Raw genomic sequence first — 18,205 nt, 5'->3', positions numbered from 1 at the left:
TTTTTTGAGCGGAAGTATAGGGAATTTAGTCACGTAGTTTACCCAGAAATTATGAGATGGGGAGGAAAAGGACAATGACAACACAAATCGTATTGATTGATGACCATAAACTTTTTCGAGAAGGCGTTAAGCGAATTTTAGACTTTGAAGCCAGCTTTGAAGTTGTAGCAGAAGGTGACGATGGGGATACAGCGGTGGATTTGGTGGAACAGCATGATCCTGATGTTGTATTGATGGATATCAATATGCCGAATATGAATGGGGTTGAGGCAACTGCCGAACTGATCAGCCGTTACCCGGAATTGAAAGTGATTGTACTCTCTATCCATGATGATGAAAACTATGTAACCCATGCGCTGAAAACCGGGGCACAGGGCTACTTGTTGAAAGAGATGGATTCCGATGCTCTGATTGAAGCTATCAAAGTGGTAAGCGAGGGCGGTTCTTACCTTCATCCGAAGGTCACCCACAATCTGGTTGCTGAATACCGTCGCCTCTCCGAAACTGCTGAGAACGGTCAGTCCTTCCAGACAATTGAATACCGGAAGCCATTACATTTGCTGACACGTCGCGAATGCGAGGTTCTACAGCTTTTGGCTGATGGAAAAAGTAACCGGGGCGTCGCTGAATCATTGTACATCAGTGAAAAAACGGTTAAAAACCATGTAAGCAATATCCTGCAAAAAATGAATGTAAACGACCGCACGCAGGCGGTAGTAACAGCTATCAAGAATGGCTGGGTTGAAGTACTTTAATTGTGGATAAAGCCTCTGGACGACTCGTCCAGAGGCTTTTTAAATGATCTGCGTGTTGATATAACAGTGATACTCACTTTTGTAGTACATGGAGTATTATTTTTATTTCCATAGCACAGTTTGATGAAAAATGGCTGTCGTTCATGTAAAATGAAAGCAAGTAATAGAAATAAGCAGAAGGAGCACGATGCCCTATGAAAACAGCGGTGTTGACTGATAGTACGGCATATATACCTGAAGGCCTGCGCAACGCCTATCATATACATATGGTTCCATTGAATGTAATCATAAACGATGAATCCTACCGGGAAGAAATTGATATCCAGGCTGGTGAATTTTACGACATGATGCGTCAAAGTGAAGAATTACCTAAAACTTCGCAGCCATCCATCGGTTATGTGACAGAAAAACTGGAGGAGCTTTCCCGTGACTATGACGCGGTTGTGGCTATCCATCTTTCCAGTGGTATCAGTGGAACCTACCAGGGGACTGTTACAGCAGGTGAAATGGTCGAGGAAATCGATGTCTATCCATTTGATTCTGAATTGAGTGCTATGATGCAAGGTTTTTATGTGCTGGAGGCAGCTGAAATGGCAGATAACGGGGCAACACCGGCGCAGATTTTGTCTCGATTAGAAGAAATGAAACAGACCATGCGTGCTTATTTTATGGTAGATGACTTGACTAATCTCTATCGTGGAGGACGGCTATCAGGCGCACAAAAAATTGTCGGAAGTCTGTTGCAGGTGAAGCCGGTGCTGCACTTTGTCGATACAAAAATTGTCCCGTTTGAAAAGATCCGTACGAGAAAAAAAGCAGTTAAACGGATTATTTCGTTATTTGAAGAGGACGCTAAAAAAGGAGATACAATAAAAGCATCGGTTATCCATGGTAATTGTGAAGCTGATGCAGAAGAGATCAAGCAGGATTTAGAATCACGTTTCCCTAATATTGAAGTAACAACCAGCTATTTTGGGCCAGTCATCGGTACGCACCTTGGTGAAGGCGCACTTGGACTTGGCTGGTATAAAAAATAAGGAGGGGCTTCTTCCTCCTTTTATAACTGGAGTGATCCCAATTGAATAAGTTATTCTCCTACTTCCAGGAATCATTTTTCCACGATTTCTCCTGGATTCCTTCCTCACTGGAAAGAGCAACAGCCCCTCCCGATCCTCGCCATGAGCACTTCTCTGCCTTCTTGACTGGCAAATTATTGCTACGCAATGAAATTCCTTTAGATAATGAATCATTTCAGCAAATGGAATCATCTGAACTGCTCGCCACGATTCCCGCAATCGAAAAACACCCGTGGGGATATAAATGCCGCCGCTGTGGTAATCGAAAACGTCATCTGTTCGCTTCCCTTCCTGATGGAGCGGTCTATTGCCGGAACTGTATTATGATGGGGCGTGTTTCCGAAAAGGAACACCTATATGCTTATCGACCTGATGTCCAATGGCCAAAGCATGTTGACGCCTGCCAATGGAATGGGGAACTGACGCCTGCTCAACAACATGCTGCAAACCAAATTCTATCTGCCATTGGTAAAGACAGCCTTCGACTTTTAGTCTGGGCGGTGTGTGGGGCCGGCAAAACAGAAATGCTGTTTCCAGGATTAAACCTTGCTTTTGCCCAGGGGAAGCGGGTTTGCCTTGCAACGCCTCGTGCTGATGTTGTTCAGGAGCTGCTTCCCCGTTTCCAGTCGGCATTTCCGAGCGTAGAGATCCAGGCACTGCATGGCACCAGCGATGATAAAAGTGGAAGTGCTCCATTCATTATTGCCACCACTCACCAACTGCTCCGCTTTGGAAGAGCATTTGATGTTATGATTATCGATGAAATTGATGCTTTTCCATTTCATAAGGATAAATCGCTAACTTATGCTGCTGACCGTGCGGCAAAAGAAACTGCGGCCCGTATTTATCTAACAGCTACTCCCCGTCCTAAACACGAACGAGAGATTGCCCGTAAACGACTTCCGGTAGTATTTGTACCGCGGCGTTTTCATGGACACCCTCTACCTGTTCCCCAATTTATCACTGCCTTTGACTTCAGAAAGACCCTAAAACATCGTGAGCTTTCACCTAAAATCCTGAATTGGCTCAAGAAGCGAGTTAATGCTGACCGTCAATTATTAATCTTTGTTCCTACGATTGAAGATGCAGTTATCGTTACCGACATCTTATCCTTCTATATCCCATCCATTACTTCCGTACATGCTTCCGACCCTGAGCGAAGCCAAAAAATTCAATCTTTCCGTGATAAATCTTATGAAACTTTAGTTACAACAACAATTTTAGAAAGAGGTGTTACGTTTCCTTCTGTTGATGTCCTGGTATTTGATAGCGGACACCATGTATTTGATCAGGCAGCCTTGATTCAAATTGCCGGTCGTGCTGGCCGAAGCCCGGACGACCCGGATGGAGAAGTAATATTTTTTCATCAAGGTAAAACGGAGGCGATGGTGAAGGCTGTGGAGACTATTTGGAAAATGAACAAGCTGGGACGGAGGATGTAGCATGCATTGTTTAAACTGTCATGAAATAATATTACATCAGGTTACCTGGTCCAACCTCTTCTCCCCTCCATCCGATAAGAAAATATGTGAAAACTGTTTTTCTCAGTTGGAAAGGATCAGCCTCCCTCAATGCTCCATTTGTGCCCGCCCTATGGATGTTAATGGAATCTGCCAGGATTGTGAGCGCTGGGAGAGTGAAGAATCATGGCGGGGGATACTTGAAAAAAACGTAGCTGTTTTTAATTATAATGAAACGATGAAAGGTATCGTAGCTCGTTGGAAGTATAGGGGCGACTATATATTGATAGAAATGTTCAAATATGAACTCCAGGAGGTATTTCAGCTGCATTTCAGTCAACAGGATCTTTTGCTTGTACCTATTCCTCTCAGCCAAGAACGTATGGGTGAGAGAGGTTTTAATCAGGCTTTGGCTATAGCATCACTAATAAAGGCCCCGGTGCGTGAAGTGCTGACTCGCATCCATGGAGAAAAACAGTCGAAGAAGAGCCGAAAAGAAAGAGTGAATACGGAAAACCCATTTCAACTCCTAGAACAAGTCTCAAAGCCTGTTCTTTTGGTAGATGACATTTATACTACTGGCACCACATTGAGACATGCGGCTAAACTGTTGAAAGAAGGAGGAGCGCCGGCCGTCTATTCCTTTACTTTGGTTCGGAGTGGATAAAAGGTTGTCGGATATGGCTGGTTTGCCGATATATTAAGTAACTGGAAAGCAAGGAGGGTTTTGTATGGAGGACAAACTATCTAATTGCCGCCGATGCGGGAAGATATTCGTGCAAAACAGGCACGCTTTATGCCAGCAATGTCTTCAAGAAGAAGAAGCCGAGTATAGAAAAATCTATGATTTCATCAGGAAGCGGAAAAGCCGTGAAGCCTCTGTCGCCGAAGTAATGGCCGAAACAGGTGTAGCGCATGACCGTATTATGAAGTTTGTCAGGGAGGAGCGGCTACGTACAATCGTATCAGATAGGCATAAGTCGCAAACCTGAGAGCCTTGAAAAAGGGAAAAAAGTAGCATTAAACTATAGAGTGGATAAGACGATAAAAAGAGTAAATATAAGTGACGGCAAACATTAGAGTGAGGTGAACGAGAATGAAAATAAACGGATCAAATCATGTTAATTTGAATCCTTATCACAAACGTTTGAATAGGCAAACGGCGATGAAGCAATCTTTCCAGCAGGAAGACAAGGTGGAAATCTCCCATAAGGCAAAGAGTTTACAAGAAAACGCCAGCACGGATCCTGCGCGAGAAAAGAAGGTAGCAGATATCAAACAGTCAATTGAACAGGGAGAATATAAAGTAAATGCAGAGAAAACGGCTCAGAAAATGATTGAATTCTGGAACAGTCGGAAATAAGGGGGCTCCTGCCGTGTCTATCGTGAAGATAAACCAGCAGATAGAGAAACTGAAGCAATTACACGTAAGCCTGTTGCAGCTGACAAAAGAACGAACAGGGGTGTTAAAAGCAGGGGACACGGATAAACTCCAACAATTGCTGCCGAAAGAAAGAAAGCACCTGCAGGCGATAGAAAAGGTAGAAAATGATCGCATACAGGCAGTAGCAGAATGGTACAGACAGAAAAATATTGTAGAAGAATCCCCCCAGGCATCCCGTTTGCTTGAAATCTTAGACGATGGTGAGGAAAAAGACATATTGCAAAATAATTTGGAAGAAATGACTTCCCTCATTTTTGCACTAAAGGGACAGCAACAGTTGAATGCTGAGCTGACTAAACAATCCTTGCAGTTCATTCACATATCCCTGGACATGCTTCAGCCGGATATCAACCAAATGAACTACGGCAAAAAAACGGAGATACCACATGGTGATAAACGGTCCATATTCGATTCGAAAGCGTAAGAGAGGAGCCTGAATAAGATGTCGACATTCCATGGATTAGAGGTAGCGAAGCGCGGGCTGTTTGCACAGCAATCCGCACTGCATACAACAGGCCATAATATAGCAAATGCTAATACAGAAGGCTATACAAGGCAGCGAGTCAATTTTGAACAGACGGCTCCTTTTCCTCCTGCTTCACGAAATCGGCCGAATATTCCGGGACAAATAGGGAGTGGCGTCCAGCCAGGATCGATAGAGCGAGTACGTGAGCAGTTTCTCGATCTTCAATATCGCGGGGAATCAAATAAAACTGCCTATTGGGAAACACTGGCTGGCTCGATCGGCAAAATGGAAGAAGTGATGAACGAACCGAGCGAACAAGGACTGGCAAAGACAATGGATCGTTTTTGGGAATCACTGCAGGATTTAGCGACCAATCCGGAAGATGCCGGAGCGAGATCGGTCGTCCGCCAAAGAGGGATAGCTGTTGCGGAAACATTCAATCACCTTTCCGGCTCGTTAAAAGGAATTCAAAAAGACTTGGAGAATGAGATGAATGTCACCATCAAAGATATTAACTCCACCTTGAAGCAAATCGATCAGCTTAACCGCCAGATAGGTAATGTAGAACCGCATGGGTATGTTCCGAATGATTTATATGATGAACGCGACAGACTGATTGATGACTTGTCTCTGATGATTGATATAGAGGTGAAATATGAGTCAGGACAAGGCAATCCCAATGCTGCAGCAATGGGACAGGCAACTGTCTTTTTGGTAAATGGGGGGGATAGGGAAACCATTGTAAAAGGAGGCTCTAATGAAGAGTCTTTATCTACTCCACAATTCGAGGTTACTTTTGAAGAAGTCGGAGGGCGTAGAGTGGTGGCGGGAATATCCCTTGTTCCATCCGCTAATGAAAAGGAAGGAGCAGACTTCCTATCACAAGGGAGACTGCTGGCCTTGAAGGAAGCACATGGGTTCCAGGATAGTGCAGGGGAATTAAAGGGAATGCTGCACGGTATGTCTGAGGATTTGGATAAAATGGCTTTTGCTTTCGCCAACCGTTTCAATGAAGTTCACGAAGACGGAGCAACCTTGAAGGATATCGAAGAAAAAGCGAATGGGGCAGATAAAGCATTCCGTTCCCAATCATTCTTCACTTTTGGTACTAAAAACTCGACACAGGATGAAGATGAATCTATTGGTGCAGCTGGTCGTCTGAATGTTCATCAGGCAATCAAGGATGATACGGATAATATTGCTGCTGCATCCCGGCTTCAGCCTTTTGGGGGCGATGGAAGTAATGCGCTCGCTATGGCAGAGGTGAAGGATGAAGTGCTTCCTGAACTAGGTAAGGCTGTAAGTCTAAAAAGTTTTTATGAAGGCGTAATTGGAAAGATGGGTGTCGAGGCACAAGAATACAAGCGTCTGACGGATAACTCGACAATTCTGAAAGAATCTGTTGAACAACGCAGGCAATCTGTCAGTGCCGTCTCCCTTGATGAAGAAATGACGAACATGATCAAGTACCAGCATGCCTACAACGCTTCAGCGCGTAATATGACTGCCGTAGATGAAATACTTGACCGTATCATCAATCAAATGGGATTAGTGGGAAGGTAGGTGAGTAACGTGCGTGTTACGCAAGGAATGTTAAGTAATAACATGCTCCGGAACCTCGGGAACAGTTATGAGCGGATGGGGAAATTTCAGGACCAGCTTTCCACCGGAAAAAAAATCACGCGCCCTTCTGATGATCCTGTGGTCGCTATGAAGGGGATGAATTACCGTACCCAACTTAATGAGGTGAAGCAATTTCAGCGGAACCTTGGAGAGATACATAACTGGATGGAAAATTCGGATAGTGCCATGGACAAAGCGACACAGGCGATGCAGCGTGTCCGGGAACTGACGGTCCAGGCCAGCAATGGAACTTATGACAAAGAACAACGGGAAAATATTGCAAAAGAAATCTCCCAATTGCGGGATCATCTAATTGATATCGCTAATACAAAAGTGAACAATAAATATATTTTCAATGGTAATGACACTTTGACCCCCCCTATCCGTCAATTGACAGAAGGCCAACTTGATATTAGTGAAAATAAAGGGACAGTGAACATAGAGATTTCTAAAGGTAATGCTTTAAAGGCCAATGTTGACGGAGGCAGAGTATTTTCAGAAGACTTATTTCGTGATCTGAAAGGCTTGGAAGAAGCACTGTCTTCTGGTGAAGAGGGGGAATTAAACAGCTACCTTAATATAGTGGATGGGCATATCAATAATATTGTGGACGAGCGTGCTGATCTAGGGGCCAGGATGAACCGTGTGGAACTGGTGGAAGACCGGCTGGCTCAGCAAGAAATAACAGCCACGAAAATTTTATCAGATAATGAAGATGCGGATTTGGAAAAAGTAATCACAAACTTGAAAACTCAGGAAAGTGTGCATCGGGCAGCACTTGGCGTAGGCGCGCGAATCATTCAGCCAACCTTGATGGATTTTTTACGATAAGCTATCTGACATTAGAGAGCTTTTTTTAATAAAGCTCTGTTAAACGTAGTTGAATTACCCTAAGTCAGTTATTCAACCAAAGGACCGAAAAGTCGAAGACTTGATTTCAAGATAACAAGGGTTCTTTACCATAATGGCGTCAGGGCTGGTCGGGAAACTACTCGCTTTCCTGCGGGGGACCTGGCAAGCCTCCTCAGGCTTTCGCCTTTGCGGGGTCTTGCCTAGATCCTCCTCCCGCGGGAGTCTCGCAGTTTCCCAACCACCCCATCCGAAGAATGAGAGCAACGAACCCCTACCATATTTGAAGATCTCTTCTACTTTTAATGGTTAATTGAACAAAGACGCGGTTTTCAGCTCACATTTCATGTGTAGCTCGTCGCTCACTCTTTGTTTAAAGATATGCCGATGTTTCCGTTACTCCCATAAACGCAAGGAGGTCCGGGAAATTGCGAGACTCCTCGAAAATGCTACGCATTTCCTTCGTGCGGTGTCTATTCAAGAAGCTTATTCAAAGTCCAATGGGAGGATAGTACATGGTGAGATCCCGCAGGGCTTTAGCCCGAGGAAGCTCACCGTACCCCCATGGAAAGCGAGTAATTTCCCGGCCCTCCAAACCGTTACTACCGTAACGGAAACAACTTATCTTGAAGCTGAATCTTCAGTAAAAGGGAGCTTAACTGTAATATCAGCGTTGATATATTGCAATCTAGCAAAAGAGGTGAGGGGATGGAGCTTCCACAAATAAGATTGTCCAGTGACCGTGCTTCTCTTGGTATAAGGGTGGAGAAGGGACATCAATCCATTGAACAGCCGAAAGCTGAACTCCATATTCAGCAGCCTAAGGCAGACATGTCAATAAAGCAGCCAGCCGGCAAACTGACGATTGACCAGACAAACGCCTGGCACAACCTTGGCTTGAAGAGTTCCAGGGTACGGACGGAGGAAACGGCAGATCATGCCAAACGGACGGTATTAGAAGGGACGGCGAGAATGGCAGAAGAAGGGGATGAACTGATGCGTATCGAAAATGGCGGCGAGCCTTTGGCTGATCAAGCTGCAAGAAATGCGATATGGCAGTTCGATTATCCATTGGACGGCATGCCGGTCTATGGATTAGTTTCCATTGATTATCAGGCAAACGAGCCAGAGATTTCTTTTGCAAAGAAGGAACCTGTCATAGAAGCTGTACCACAAAAAGTCCGATATGATTATCAACCAGGGAATGTAGATGTATTTATGGAAAAATATGCAGCATTGGATATTGATTTTGTGAATTTGAAATATAAAGGCTATCGCTTTGAAACTGAAATATAAGGATGGTTACTATGATAATTGCAACTAAATTTTTTGGTGATATAGAAATCAAGCCACAGGATATACTGGAATTTCCGGGTGGTTTGCCTGGATTCGAAGATGTTAAAAGGTTTGTGTTATTGAATATGGAGGAAAAAGGAATCTACCAGGTGCTGCAATCCATCGACCAACCCCAGGTGGCTTTGATTGTCACCAATCCTTATTTATTTTTGAAAGATTATTCTTTTGATTTAGATGGAAAGACACTGGAATTACTGGAGATAGAATCACCTAAAGATGTTATCATTTTATCAGTAGTTACTTTAAGGACCCCATTTTCCGAAACAACGGTGAATCTTCAGGCCCCAGTAGTGGTTAATTATAATCGAAACAAAGGGAAACAAGTGATCCTGAATGATACCTCCTATCATACCAGACATTTACTCGCTTCTTTCAGGAAGGAGGAAAAACAGCGTGTTAGTGCTGAATCGGAAAATAAATGAATCATTGAAAATCGGTGATGATATCGAAGTGAAGGTGATTGCTATTGAAGGAGATCAGGTTAAGATTGGAATAGCTGCTCCGAGGGATATCGATATCCACCGTCAGGAAGTCTATGAAAAAATTACAGAAGAAAATGAGGCTGCAATGCATGCACCGGCAGATTGGATAAACCTCCTAAAGGAAAATGAGAAAACAGATTTGTAGAGTGGGAGGGGCGGGTATTGCTGCGAAAAATAGATGAGTTTAGTTCTTCCATACATAATAAAAAGTTCTTATTAGCCATATTGATTCTATTGGTTACACTTATATGGGGGTATGCATGGGTGCTCATGAAAGCATCACTTGTTTTCATGGGGCCTTTTACCTTTTCAGCCCTGCGATTCAGTACTGGCGCTGTTACAATGTTTGTGATTTTATTCATTTTGAAGGTTGGACCTCCACCAAAAGAGCAATGGAAGCACTTGGCTGTCATCGGTCTTTTACAGACCACCGTTGTTTTTTTATTTGTAATGTACGGGTTGAAGTTTGTCGATGCAGGGAAGTCTTCCGTTCTGCTCTACTCGATGCCTATTTGGAGCAGCCTGCTCGCCTCAATCTTCCTTAGTGAAAAAATTCCGAAGGTAAAAGGTCTCGGCCTTGTCCTTGGGATGACAGGTCTTTTAACCATCCTTGGATGGGACGTGATTGTTCAGCAGGATTTGACCGTGCTGGCAGGGGAGCTATTGATTATCCTTGCGGCTGTTTCGTGGGGAATATCGAATGTCTATTATCGCAAGAAGCTAAAAAATGTTACCAATTTGCAGGTTTCTGCTTATCAGATGTTATTCGGTTCTCTTGGACTTATCATTGCTGCCTTAATCACGGAATGGGGCGATGCGGTTCATCTGACAACGGAGAGCGTATACTATGTCTTATTTACTGGAGTATTAGCTTCTGCGTTATGTTTCACACTCTGGTTTGTCATATTGAATAGCATTGATATGGTGACTGCAACACTTTCGACACTGTTAGTACCCGTCTTTGGAATGATATTTGGAGCGGTACTGTTAAATGAAAAGCTGGGGATCAATGTGATTTCAGGTTCGGCGATGATTTTGGCGGGAATAGCAGTTTCTCAGCTTTACAAACGAACAACCTCACCATCGTGACTTTCAATAATGAGCACGATGGTGAGGTTGTTTTTTTGCTTTAATTCCTGCAGGTTACAGCCGATATAAAAAGTAAATACTGGGCTTCAACGTAGATCGTAAAATATAAGGTGGTGTTATTAAAATGCGTGTAGGTGGGTTAGCTTCAGGAATGGATATAGATGGTATTGTTAAAGATCTTATGAAAGCGGAACGGATGCCACTGGATAAAATGGAACAGGATAAAACCTGGCTCACTTGGCAGCGTGATGCGTATAGAGATGTAAACAAACAGCTATTAGAACTGGACAATCTGACACTGGATATGAAGCTGCAACGTACGTTTAACTCAAAAAGTACAAGTTCATCCCAGGAAGATGCGGTAACAGCCACCGCAAACGCCAGCGCTTCTGCTGGAAGTTACAATGTCGAGGTTAAGCAACTGGCTTCTTCTGCCATCAATGTCAGTCAAAAGGGTATTACTGCCGATGGAGAGCCCTTCGACCCTAATCAGCGTCTGGGTGATGCTGCTGCTCATTTAAAGAATGGGGCCGGGATCCAGTTTGGTACAGAATATGAGTTTTTTACATACGATGAAGACGGAAATGAACAGCACCATAAGTTTCAAGTAAGTGAAGATCAGTCATTGAACGATGTTTTAAAGGGTATTACGACTGCTGAAAATGGTGTCCGTGCATTTTATGATCGCCAGGCGGATAAAGTGGTGCTGGAACGGACAGACACGGGGGACTTTAACAAATCGGATGCCTTCCTGGGAGCTGAGATTGGGTTTGATTCCACCACGAACTCGGGTTTCTTTGTTGATGTTTTACAAATCAAAAATGGGGTGCAACAATCCGATGGCAGCTGGACAAAAGCTGAACAAGGTGGAGAAAATGCCCAGTTTACCTATAATGGTGCTCTTGAGTTAGAATCATTTGAAAACACCTATACGATGAACGGAGTAACTTTTAACTTTAATAATGTTACGGCTGGGCAGGCAAAAATCAACGTGACCAGTGATATCGATGGCTCAATGGAAAAGATCACAAATTTTGTCGATAAATACAATGGCATTATTGGGAATCTCAATGAAAAAGTCAGTGAACGAAAAAACCGGGATTACAAGCCATTAACGGAGAAACAGCGAGAGGGCATGGAAGAGAGAGAAATTGAGCTCTGGGAAGAACAGGCAAAAAAAGGGATGCTCTCAGGTGATGCCGCTATTCGAGGCGCTCTATCTGAAATGCGGAATAACTGGTATAGCACAGTGGAAGGAGCGGGAGCGTATAATCAATTGGCACAAATCGGTATTACCACCTCACCTAATTACCGGGATGGCGGAAAATTGTTGATTGATGAAGATAAATTACGGAATGCGTTAAGAGATGACCCTGATTCTGTTCACCAACTTTTTGGGAATAATGGGGAAGGTGCGGAAAAAGGGATTGTCCGACGCCTGGAAGAAACCCTGGATCGCACGGTGAAGTCAATTGAAAGGAAAGCGGGTAAATCCACCAGTCTGGATAATAATTTTGCACTGGGAAATCAATTAAAAGATATTAATAGTCGAATGCTGGCTTTTCAAGATCGTCTGGTCCAGGTGGAAGATCGATATTGGAAGCAATTTACCGAAATGGAAAAAGCGATACAAAAAATGAATTCACAGTCCACTTACCTGATGCAGCAGTTTGGTGGCGGATTTTAATAAAGGAGTGTTGGTATGTCCATACAAGCTTATCAGACGAATTCTGTTGAAACAGCTTCCCCTGGGGAGCTGACATTAATGCTGTACAATGGGTGTTTGAAATTCATCAAATTAGCTGGAAAAGCTATGGAAATGAAAAACTACGAACAAAAGAATATCCATATTCAAAAAGCACAAAAAATCATCCAGGAGCTCATGATTACACTTGATCAGGGCGCTTCCATCTCTAAAGAAATCATGCCACTATATGAATTCATCAACCGACGTCTGCTTGATGCGAACTTAAATAATGACCTAATTATCCTGTCAGAGGCACAAGACCTGGTTACCGAACTACGCGACACTTGGAAAGAGGTCATCCGCCAGACTCGCCAACAACAATACGGTGAAGGCGGTAATGTCTAGTGGGTCCGCTGCCTGAGTTTCATAAGCTGACGGTACAACTGGATGAACTCCTTCAAGCAGAAATATCATCGAACGGGCGTCATCAACAAATAGAAGAAATAAACCAGCTGATCGATCAAAGAGGAAGTATCATCCACCTATTGGACAAGCCTGTAGAAAAAGAAGAAAAAGTGATGATGGAGGAAATTTTGACGAGGGAAATTCGAATTCAAGAACATTTAGAAAAGAGTTTTGAAGATTTGAAACAAGAAATCCGAATGAACAAGAAACATCAGACCTCTGCTCGGAAATATTCCAATCCTTACGACAATGTCAGTAATCACGATGGTATCTTTCTAGATCAGAAAAAATAACCAGAGTTAAAGCCTGCTTCCTAATGGAGAGCAGGTTTCTTAATTAGAATATTTAATATGCAAAAGTCAATGAAAATGCCTTTTAAGATGACTTTTTTCTGCGAAGATGTTCACAATTTATCTACCTTAATCATAGGTAAAATCGGGTATGATATAAGTAGACCCTCCATCATATTTCTGTAATTTCCAACAAATTCCGACACAATTAATTCGGAAAATTTCGAAAGTTTGTGCAGGAATATGCCAGGGTATGATAGAATAATAATCACATAAGGATGAAAGGAGGACACTTCTATATGAACTATAACATTCGTGGTGAAAACCTAGAAGTGACCGAGGCTATTAATGATTACGTGGAGAAGAAAGTAGGAAAGCTAGAGCGCTACTTTGATGAACCGGTAACTTCCGAGGTCCATGTTAATTTAAGTGTCTATAATGATGAGCAGGAAATCGAGGTAACGATTCCAATGAAGAATCTGCTTCTACGTGCAGAGGAAAGACACACCGATCTGTACGCTGCCATCGACCTTGTGGTTGATAAACTGGAACGGCAAATCCGAAAGCATAAAACAAAAGTGAACCGCAAGTTCCGTCAGGAAGGTGCTCCGAAATATGTGTTTGCAGAATTGGAGAAGGAAGCCGAGCGGCAAAATGGTGCAAGTGACGATGATGACATCGAAATCGTCCGTCAAAAACGTTTTGATTTGAAGCCGATGGATTCCGAAGAAGCGGTACTGCAAATGGATATGCTGGGTCATAATTTCTATGTCTATACAAATGCGGAAACAAACGAAACGAACGTGGTCTACCGTCGACGCGATGGTAAGTATGGTTTAATTGAACCAAGCTGATTATGAATGTAATTAAGGGGCTGTCCCAAAAGTCTCTTTAAAATGAAAAAAAGAGTCTGGGACATAACTAGCCGAAAATAGTAAAAAAAGGGTTCCGATTATCGAATTTTGATGACCGGAACCTTTTTTACTGAGTCAATCTCATAATTGGTTAGACGGTTTCCGTTTCAGGCCGTGTACTTTCTCAAGTTCACGGCCAAAAAGGCAAAACCTAATTCATTTTCAACGTTATCGCTGCCCCTAACGGACATGCGAGTGAAACGCAAATTAGCCTTCAGAAATCCAAAAACTGGCTCTACATCTACTTTGCGTCTGCCGTAGAGTTCGCCGGTTTTCTCATCCGAAAGCTTCTCTCTCACCGTATTTTTTTGTTGCTCCCACTTTTCATTATAATAGATTTTTCGATTGTTCCCTTCTTTTGCCTTCGTGCACTGGGAACGGAGCGGACATCCCGTACAATCTTCGCTCTCGTACACTTTGAACTCCCGAGTATAACCGTTTCGATCGGTTTTCTGGGATCGGTAACGGAACGTCACTTGTTTTCCGTTAGGACACGTATAGGAATCTTCTTCTTCATTGTATGACCAATTCGCGGAGTGGAAGGCATTTTTTTGAAAGCTCTTCGTCTTCTCTTTACGATAAGAGTTGTATGTAATCAGAGGCTCACGCTCCCGGTTTTCCAGGACATCTTCATAATTTTCTTCACTCCCATAGCCCCCATCGGCGACGATGTAGTTCGGAAGTTCAAAGTAATCCTGTTCGATCCGATCAAGGAAAGGACCGAAGGTACGCATATCCGTGGGGTTCGGAAAAATATCATAAGCGAGGGCGTATTGACCTTCCGTCGCAACTTGGATATTATAGCCGGCTTTCAATTGCCCATTCTTCATATAATCATCTTTCATCCGCATAAATGTCGCATCGTGGTCTGTCTTCGAATAACTATTCCTTTTCCCGAAGATTTCCATGTCGTTCGCATATTTTTGCTTGCGCGCCGCAAAGTCTCTGAACTGTTTCCTGGCCTGATTCGGTTCTTTGCGTTCGGAACGAATTTGTTTTCGTTCACTTGTGTCTTCGCTTTCTTCAATTTTCCGGTTCAAGTCTTCGACTTTTTCATCTAATGTTTCGGCTATATCAGAAAGTTCGTCGACCGATAATTCCTCCGGATTTTCCCTTTCTATTTCAGGGATGATTTCCTTTTCCACTAATTCATCATACATTTGGTTGGACTTTTCTATTAGCTTGTCGCTGTAGTTTTCGACGGCCTTACGCCAGACGAACGTAAACTTGTTGGCGTTTGCTTCTATCTTGGTTCCATCAATAAAAATAGCTTCCGCATCAATGATATCTTCTTGAACCAGTCGGGAACGAAACTGGACAAAGCTCTGGCGAAGAAGATCTTTGACGGCGGGGTGGACACGGAACCGATTAATGGTTCGATAGCTGGGCTCATAACCTTGAGCCAGCCACATCATACGCACACTATCCTTGAGTAGCCCTTCGATTTTTCTTCCAGAGAACACGGATTGGGTGTAGGCGCATAAAATGACCTTCATCATCATGCGTGGGTGATACGCCGGGCATCCCGTGTCACGCAGGAATGCTGAAAAGGCTTCATCCGGAATACTTTCCACCAACTCATGCACGGCATAGGCGATATCATTATCTTGAAGTTTCATTTCCACATCCATAGGCAAGATTACTTGGTTCATGTTATACTGTTTAAACATAAGGACACCTCCGATGGTTGTTGTGTGGTAACTTTAATTTTATCAGAGGTTGTCCTTATTTTCTTTATTGAAAATAAAAGAAAACCATAAAAAAGTGGTCGGCATCATGTTGATGCCGACCACTTTCCGTTTAATTTACTGGGTTTTGTCCCAGCCTCTTTTTTCGTTGTGAGCTTATTTCCCCAGTGAAACAGGCGGTTCCACTCCGCCTGTTTCAGGAAGTTGTGGGCGATGGCGACCAGCCCAAACTCTATATTCACTTTATCCATGCCCCGGAGAGAAAATTTCCGGAACGACCGATTGCCTTTGATATGACCGAACACACTTTCTACCTCAACTTTTCGTCTGGCATAGATGCGTGCTCCTTCGTCACACCAAAGGCTTTCTCTTGCTTCCTTCTTCAGTTTTTCATATTCCGGGTTATAGTAAACACGCCGGTTTCCTTTTGCTTTCGTGCATTTTTCTTTTAAAGGGCATCCGGTACACTCTTCACATTCATAGACCTTGAATCTTCGCGTATATCCATACCGGTCGGTACGGTGAGAATGGAATTGAAAAGGAACCTTGCGTCCATTCGGACAAATGTAATAATCTCCATCTGCCTTGTACTCCCAGTTCATAACCTGACTCAGGTCTTTTTTGAACGAACGAGACTGCTCTTTTCGCATCGTGTTGTATGGGATGAGTGTCTCAAACCTTTCCTTCTTCGCGTATTTGTAATTGGATTCTCCGCCATAACCTCCATCAGCGACAATTGTGTTGGGGAATGGAAGATCTGCAGCCTGTAGCTTTTGAATATGCGGTTCAAAACAACGGGTGTCCGTAGGACGCTGATGGATCGAGTAGCCGATAATGAATTGGTTTTCTGTTCCTGCCTGCACATTATAACCAGGTTTTAACTGCCCATTCTTCATGTGATCTTCTTTCATTCGCATAAAAGTGGCATCGGTATCTGTCTTGGAAAAACTATTGCGATCACCGAAGGTGGCTAGCTGGGTTTCATACTTTTTCAAACGAGGAAGGTAGTCCTGTCTCAACGATTTATAGATACGTCGTTTGGCACGGAATATTTCCTTTTTTTCTTTCTTCTTCACCTTATCAGTTTCCTCTTCGACCGCCTTTTCCGCTTGTTCTACCTGTGCTTCTACCTGCTCGACAACTTTTTCTAATTGTTCGGAAGTTACTCGCTTGGCAGAAGACCCCTCATCAGTGAGTATTTTTTCATCCAACTCAATGGCATCTTCAATATCCGCGAACATTTGATTCAATTTTTCCTGTAGTTTTTCTTCGTAACCTTGGACGGATTTTTTCCACACAAACGTGTATTTATTGGCATTCGCCTCGATTTTGGTTCCATCGAGGAAGTAGTTGTCCATGGATATGTATTCTTGGTCGATCAGAAGTTTAATCAACTCCGTGAATAAAGGTTCAATGATCGCTTTCATCCGTTCTGAACGGAACCGGTTGATAGTTCGGAAATCTGGTGTCTGTTGGCCGGCCAGCCACATCATCGGCAGATGTTCTCTAAGGGATTTGGCGATTTCACGGCAGGAATAGATTTTTTGCGTATAGGCGTATAAGATAACTTTTGTCATCATTTTGGGATGATAGGNATGGCATGAATGACACGGACCACATGGTCCTCAGGAATTAAATCACTGAAGTCCATTGGTAGAACTAACTGCCCCATGTTATAATCAATAAAAGTAGCTGAAGAGTTACTCATAAAAAATCGCCTCACTTTTCGTTTTTTGTTTGTTTGGTCGCTTACATTATAACGAATGAGGCGATTTTTTTGTATGTAAAAATGAAGTTTCTGCATTGTTGATTGCTAATTTGGGCAGGGAAACGATGAGACTCCTACGGGAGAGGCAAGGCTGACGAGGCCCCGCAGGGCGAAGCCCGAGGAGACTTGTCGTCTTCCCCGTGGAAAGGGAATCGTTTCCCAGCCCCACTTTTTCGGTATCAACAATAATGAAAAAAGGCTGCCCCTATAAGTCTTTTTTAGACTTATGGGACAGCCCCTTTTTCAATTCAGAGTAATCACTATTTCCCTTATAGTTATAAAGATAAGAAAAACGTGCCTTTTTGCAAAACTACCATGCAAAACAGCCTAAAAGTCGAATAATAGCCTGACAAATGTCCATTTTCGACAAAAACTGCGGCTGTTTTCGCTAAAAGCGTCATTGGTGATAAATCTCCCGTCATGGTATAACAAAATAGCCGGCAAATATTATTATCCTTTCCTAGGAGGCGTACCTATTGGATACTTATATGACGAAGGAATACCAGGAATTGTTTCATAAGCTAAAGCAGCAAGAAAAAACGATCGCTCAGCTTGTAGAAATCATTGCAGCTGCAAACAAGCGAATCTATGATTTGGATCGCAGGCAATTGGGCTATGAACACCGGCTGCTTGTACGTGAGCATACTTTATCACTGACAAGTTCTGCAAAGCGGTCAACATCCCTTGCTGAATGATACCCCGCAAAACCTCATACGTCTCCAGACCAAAGAGCAGCCCATCCCCGGGCTGCTCTTTGGTCGTTAGGACATGCTGTGTGCCCTTTGTTGTCAGG

General features: G+C 43.3%; 19 protein-coding genes and 1 pseudogene. 18 read left to right on the top strand and 2 right to left on the bottom strand.

Annotated elements, in window-relative coordinates; all coding sequences use genetic code 11:
• The first annotated feature begins 74 nt into the window (after positions 1–74).
• From B9Y67_RS06620 to hpf, 17 genes are all read left to right on the top strand, one after another.
• Entirely contained in the window at positions 75–755 is a 681-nt protein-coding gene (locus tag B9Y67_RS06620; protein ID WP_062441436.1) for a response regulator, read from the top strand.
• Between the two features lie 194 nt (positions 756–949).
• Positions 950–1,792, top strand: a complete 843-nt coding sequence (locus B9Y67_RS06615) for a DegV family protein (RefSeq protein ID WP_085505967.1) — start codon at positions 950–952, stop codon at positions 1,790–1,792.
• A 41-nt stretch (positions 1,793–1,833) separates the two neighbouring features.
• A complete protein-coding gene (locus tag B9Y67_RS06610; RefSeq protein ID WP_254901731.1) occupies positions 1,834–3,273 on the top strand; it encodes an ATP-dependent helicase ComFA in 1,440 nt (479 codons plus the stop codon).
• Between the two features lies 1 nt (position 3,274).
• A complete protein-coding gene (locus B9Y67_RS06605; protein WP_085505966.1) occupies positions 3,275–3,958 on the top strand; it encodes a ComF family protein in 684 nt (227 codons plus the stop codon).
• A 64-nt stretch (positions 3,959–4,022) separates the two neighbouring features.
• Complete coding sequence (locus B9Y67_RS06600; protein ID WP_085505965.1) at positions 4,023–4,283, top strand: hypothetical protein; 261 nt, start codon at positions 4,023–4,025, stop codon at positions 4,281–4,283.
• Positions 4,284–4,387: 104 nt separating this feature from the next.
• Positions 4,388–4,654 carry a flagellar biosynthesis anti-sigma factor FlgM gene (gene flgM, locus B9Y67_RS06595; RefSeq protein WP_085505964.1) on the top strand — a complete coding sequence of 89 codons (267 nt, stop codon included), beginning with the start codon at positions 4,388–4,390 and terminating at the stop codon, positions 4,652–4,654.
• A gap of 13 nt (positions 4,655–4,667) precedes the next feature.
• Positions 4,668–5,159 (top strand): flagellar protein FlgN, encoded by a 492-nt coding sequence (locus B9Y67_RS06590; protein WP_176223924.1) that lies wholly within the window; start codon positions 4,668–4,670, stop codon positions 5,157–5,159.
• Positions 5,160–5,177: 18 nt separating this feature from the next.
• Positions 5,178–6,764 carry a flagellar hook-associated protein FlgK gene (flgK, locus tag B9Y67_RS06585; protein ID WP_085505962.1) on the top strand — a complete coding sequence of 529 codons (1,587 nt, stop codon included), beginning with the start codon at positions 5,178–5,180 and terminating at the stop codon, positions 6,762–6,764.
• A gap of 9 nt (positions 6,765–6,773) precedes the next feature.
• Entirely contained in the window at positions 6,774–7,655 is an 882-nt protein-coding gene (gene flgL / locus B9Y67_RS06580; protein WP_085505961.1) for a flagellar hook-associated protein FlgL, read from the top strand.
• A gap of 726 nt (positions 7,656–8,381) precedes the next feature.
• Complete coding sequence (locus tag B9Y67_RS06575; RefSeq protein ID WP_085505960.1) at positions 8,382–8,969, top strand: DUF6470 family protein; 588 nt, start codon at positions 8,382–8,384, stop codon at positions 8,967–8,969.
• 11 nt (positions 8,970–8,980) lie between these two features.
• A complete protein-coding gene (fliW, locus tag B9Y67_RS06570) occupies positions 8,981–9,451 on the top strand; it encodes a flagellar assembly protein FliW (protein WP_085505959.1) in 471 nt (156 codons plus the stop codon).
• Positions 9,423–9,656, top strand: coding sequence for a carbon storage regulator CsrA (gene csrA / locus B9Y67_RS06565; protein WP_085505958.1), 234 nt, complete (start codon positions 9,423–9,425; stop codon positions 9,654–9,656). Before fliW ends, csrA begins: the two co-directional genes overlap by 29 nt.
• Positions 9,657–9,673: 17 nt before the next feature.
• The gene (locus B9Y67_RS06560; RefSeq protein ID WP_254901730.1) at positions 9,674–10,600 is read left to right on the top strand and encodes a DMT family transporter; all 927 of its coding nucleotides are present in this window, start codon (positions 9,674–9,676) and stop codon (positions 10,598–10,600) included.
• A 124-nt stretch (positions 10,601–10,724) separates the two neighbouring features.
• Positions 10,725–12,287 carry a flagellar hook-associated protein 2 gene (locus B9Y67_RS06555; protein WP_085505957.1) on the top strand — a complete coding sequence of 521 codons (1,563 nt, stop codon included), beginning with the start codon at positions 10,725–10,727 and terminating at the stop codon, positions 12,285–12,287.
• 15 nt (positions 12,288–12,302) lie between these two features.
• A complete protein-coding gene (gene fliS, locus B9Y67_RS06550) occupies positions 12,303–12,692 on the top strand; it encodes a flagellar export chaperone FliS (protein WP_085505956.1) in 390 nt (129 codons plus the stop codon).
• The gene (locus tag B9Y67_RS06545; protein WP_085505955.1) at positions 12,692–13,045 is read left to right on the top strand and encodes a hypothetical protein; all 354 of its coding nucleotides are present in this window, start codon (positions 12,692–12,694) and stop codon (positions 13,043–13,045) included. Before fliS ends, B9Y67_RS06545 begins: the two co-directional genes overlap by 1 nt.
• Before the next feature lie 296 nt (positions 13,046–13,341).
• The gene (hpf, locus tag B9Y67_RS06540; protein ID WP_062441391.1) at positions 13,342–13,896 is read left to right on the top strand and encodes a ribosome hibernation-promoting factor, HPF/YfiA family; all 555 of its coding nucleotides are present in this window, start codon (positions 13,342–13,344) and stop codon (positions 13,894–13,896) included.
• A 167-nt stretch (positions 13,897–14,063) separates the two neighbouring features.
• Here hpf and B9Y67_RS06535 read toward each other — a convergent pair whose 3' ends face one another.
• Together B9Y67_RS06535 and B9Y67_RS06530 are read right to left on the bottom strand one after the other, a co-directional pair.
• Positions 14,064–15,626 (bottom strand): IS1182 family transposase, encoded by a 1,563-nt coding sequence (locus B9Y67_RS06535; RefSeq protein WP_085505220.1) that lies wholly within the window; start codon positions 15,624–15,626, stop codon positions 14,064–14,066.
• 104 nt (positions 15,627–15,730) lie between these two features.
• Positions 15,731–17,352 (bottom strand): annotated as a pseudogene (locus B9Y67_RS06530) (IS1182 family transposase).
• 536 nt (positions 17,353–17,888) lie between these two features.
• On the opposite strand from B9Y67_RS06530, the gene B9Y67_RS06525 reads away from it, so the two are divergent.
• Positions 17,889–18,107 (top strand): hypothetical protein, encoded by a 219-nt coding sequence (locus B9Y67_RS06525; RefSeq protein ID WP_085505954.1) that lies wholly within the window; start codon positions 17,889–17,891, stop codon positions 18,105–18,107.
• The last annotated feature ends 98 nt before the right edge of the window (positions 18,108–18,205 follow it).

The sequence above is a fragment of the Thalassobacillus devorans genome (assembly GCF_900176565.1).
Lineage (GTDB): Bacteria > Bacillota > Bacilli > Bacillales > Halobacillaceae > Thalassobacillus > Thalassobacillus devorans_A.
The sequence above is the reverse complement of the archived record's forward strand: the minus strand, read 5'-3'. Positions and strand labels throughout refer to the sequence as shown.

What these genes read in the sequence shown, in the direction of transcription:
- B9Y67_RS06620 (WP_062441436.1), top strand. Translation starts at nt 75, where the DNA reads ATGACAACACAAATCGTATTGATTGATGACCATAAACTTTTTCGAGAA.
- B9Y67_RS06615 (WP_085505967.1), top strand. Translation starts at nt 950, where the DNA reads ATGAAAACAGCGGTGTTGACTGATAGTACGGCATATATACCTGAAGGC.
- B9Y67_RS06605 (WP_085505966.1), top strand. Translation starts at nt 3,275, where the DNA reads ATGCATTGTTTAAACTGTCATGAAATAATATTACATCAGGTTACCTGG.
- B9Y67_RS06600 (WP_085505965.1), top strand. Translation starts at nt 4,023, where the DNA reads ATGGAGGACAAACTATCTAATTGCCGCCGATGCGGGAAGATATTCGTG.
- flgM (WP_085505964.1), top strand. Translation starts at nt 4,388, where the DNA reads ATGAAAATAAACGGATCAAATCATGTTAATTTGAATCCTTATCACAAA.
- flgK (WP_085505962.1), top strand. Translation starts at nt 5,178, where the DNA reads ATGTCGACATTCCATGGATTAGAGGTAGCGAAGCGCGGGCTGTTTGCA.
- B9Y67_RS06575 (WP_085505960.1), top strand. Translation starts at nt 8,382, where the DNA reads ATGGAGCTTCCACAAATAAGATTGTCCAGTGACCGTGCTTCTCTTGGT.
- fliW (WP_085505959.1), top strand. Translation starts at nt 8,981, where the DNA reads ATGATAATTGCAACTAAATTTTTTGGTGATATAGAAATCAAGCCACAG.
- B9Y67_RS06555 (WP_085505957.1), top strand. Translation starts at nt 10,725, where the DNA reads ATGCGTGTAGGTGGGTTAGCTTCAGGAATGGATATAGATGGTATTGTT.
- fliS (WP_085505956.1), top strand. Translation starts at nt 12,303, where the DNA reads ATGTCCATACAAGCTTATCAGACGAATTCTGTTGAAACAGCTTCCCCT.
- hpf (WP_062441391.1), top strand. Translation starts at nt 13,342, where the DNA reads ATGAACTATAACATTCGTGGTGAAAACCTAGAAGTGACCGAGGCTATT.
- B9Y67_RS06535 (WP_085505220.1), bottom strand. Translation starts at nt 15,626, where the DNA reads ATGTTTAAACAGTATAACATGAACCAAGTAATCTTGCCTATGGATGTG.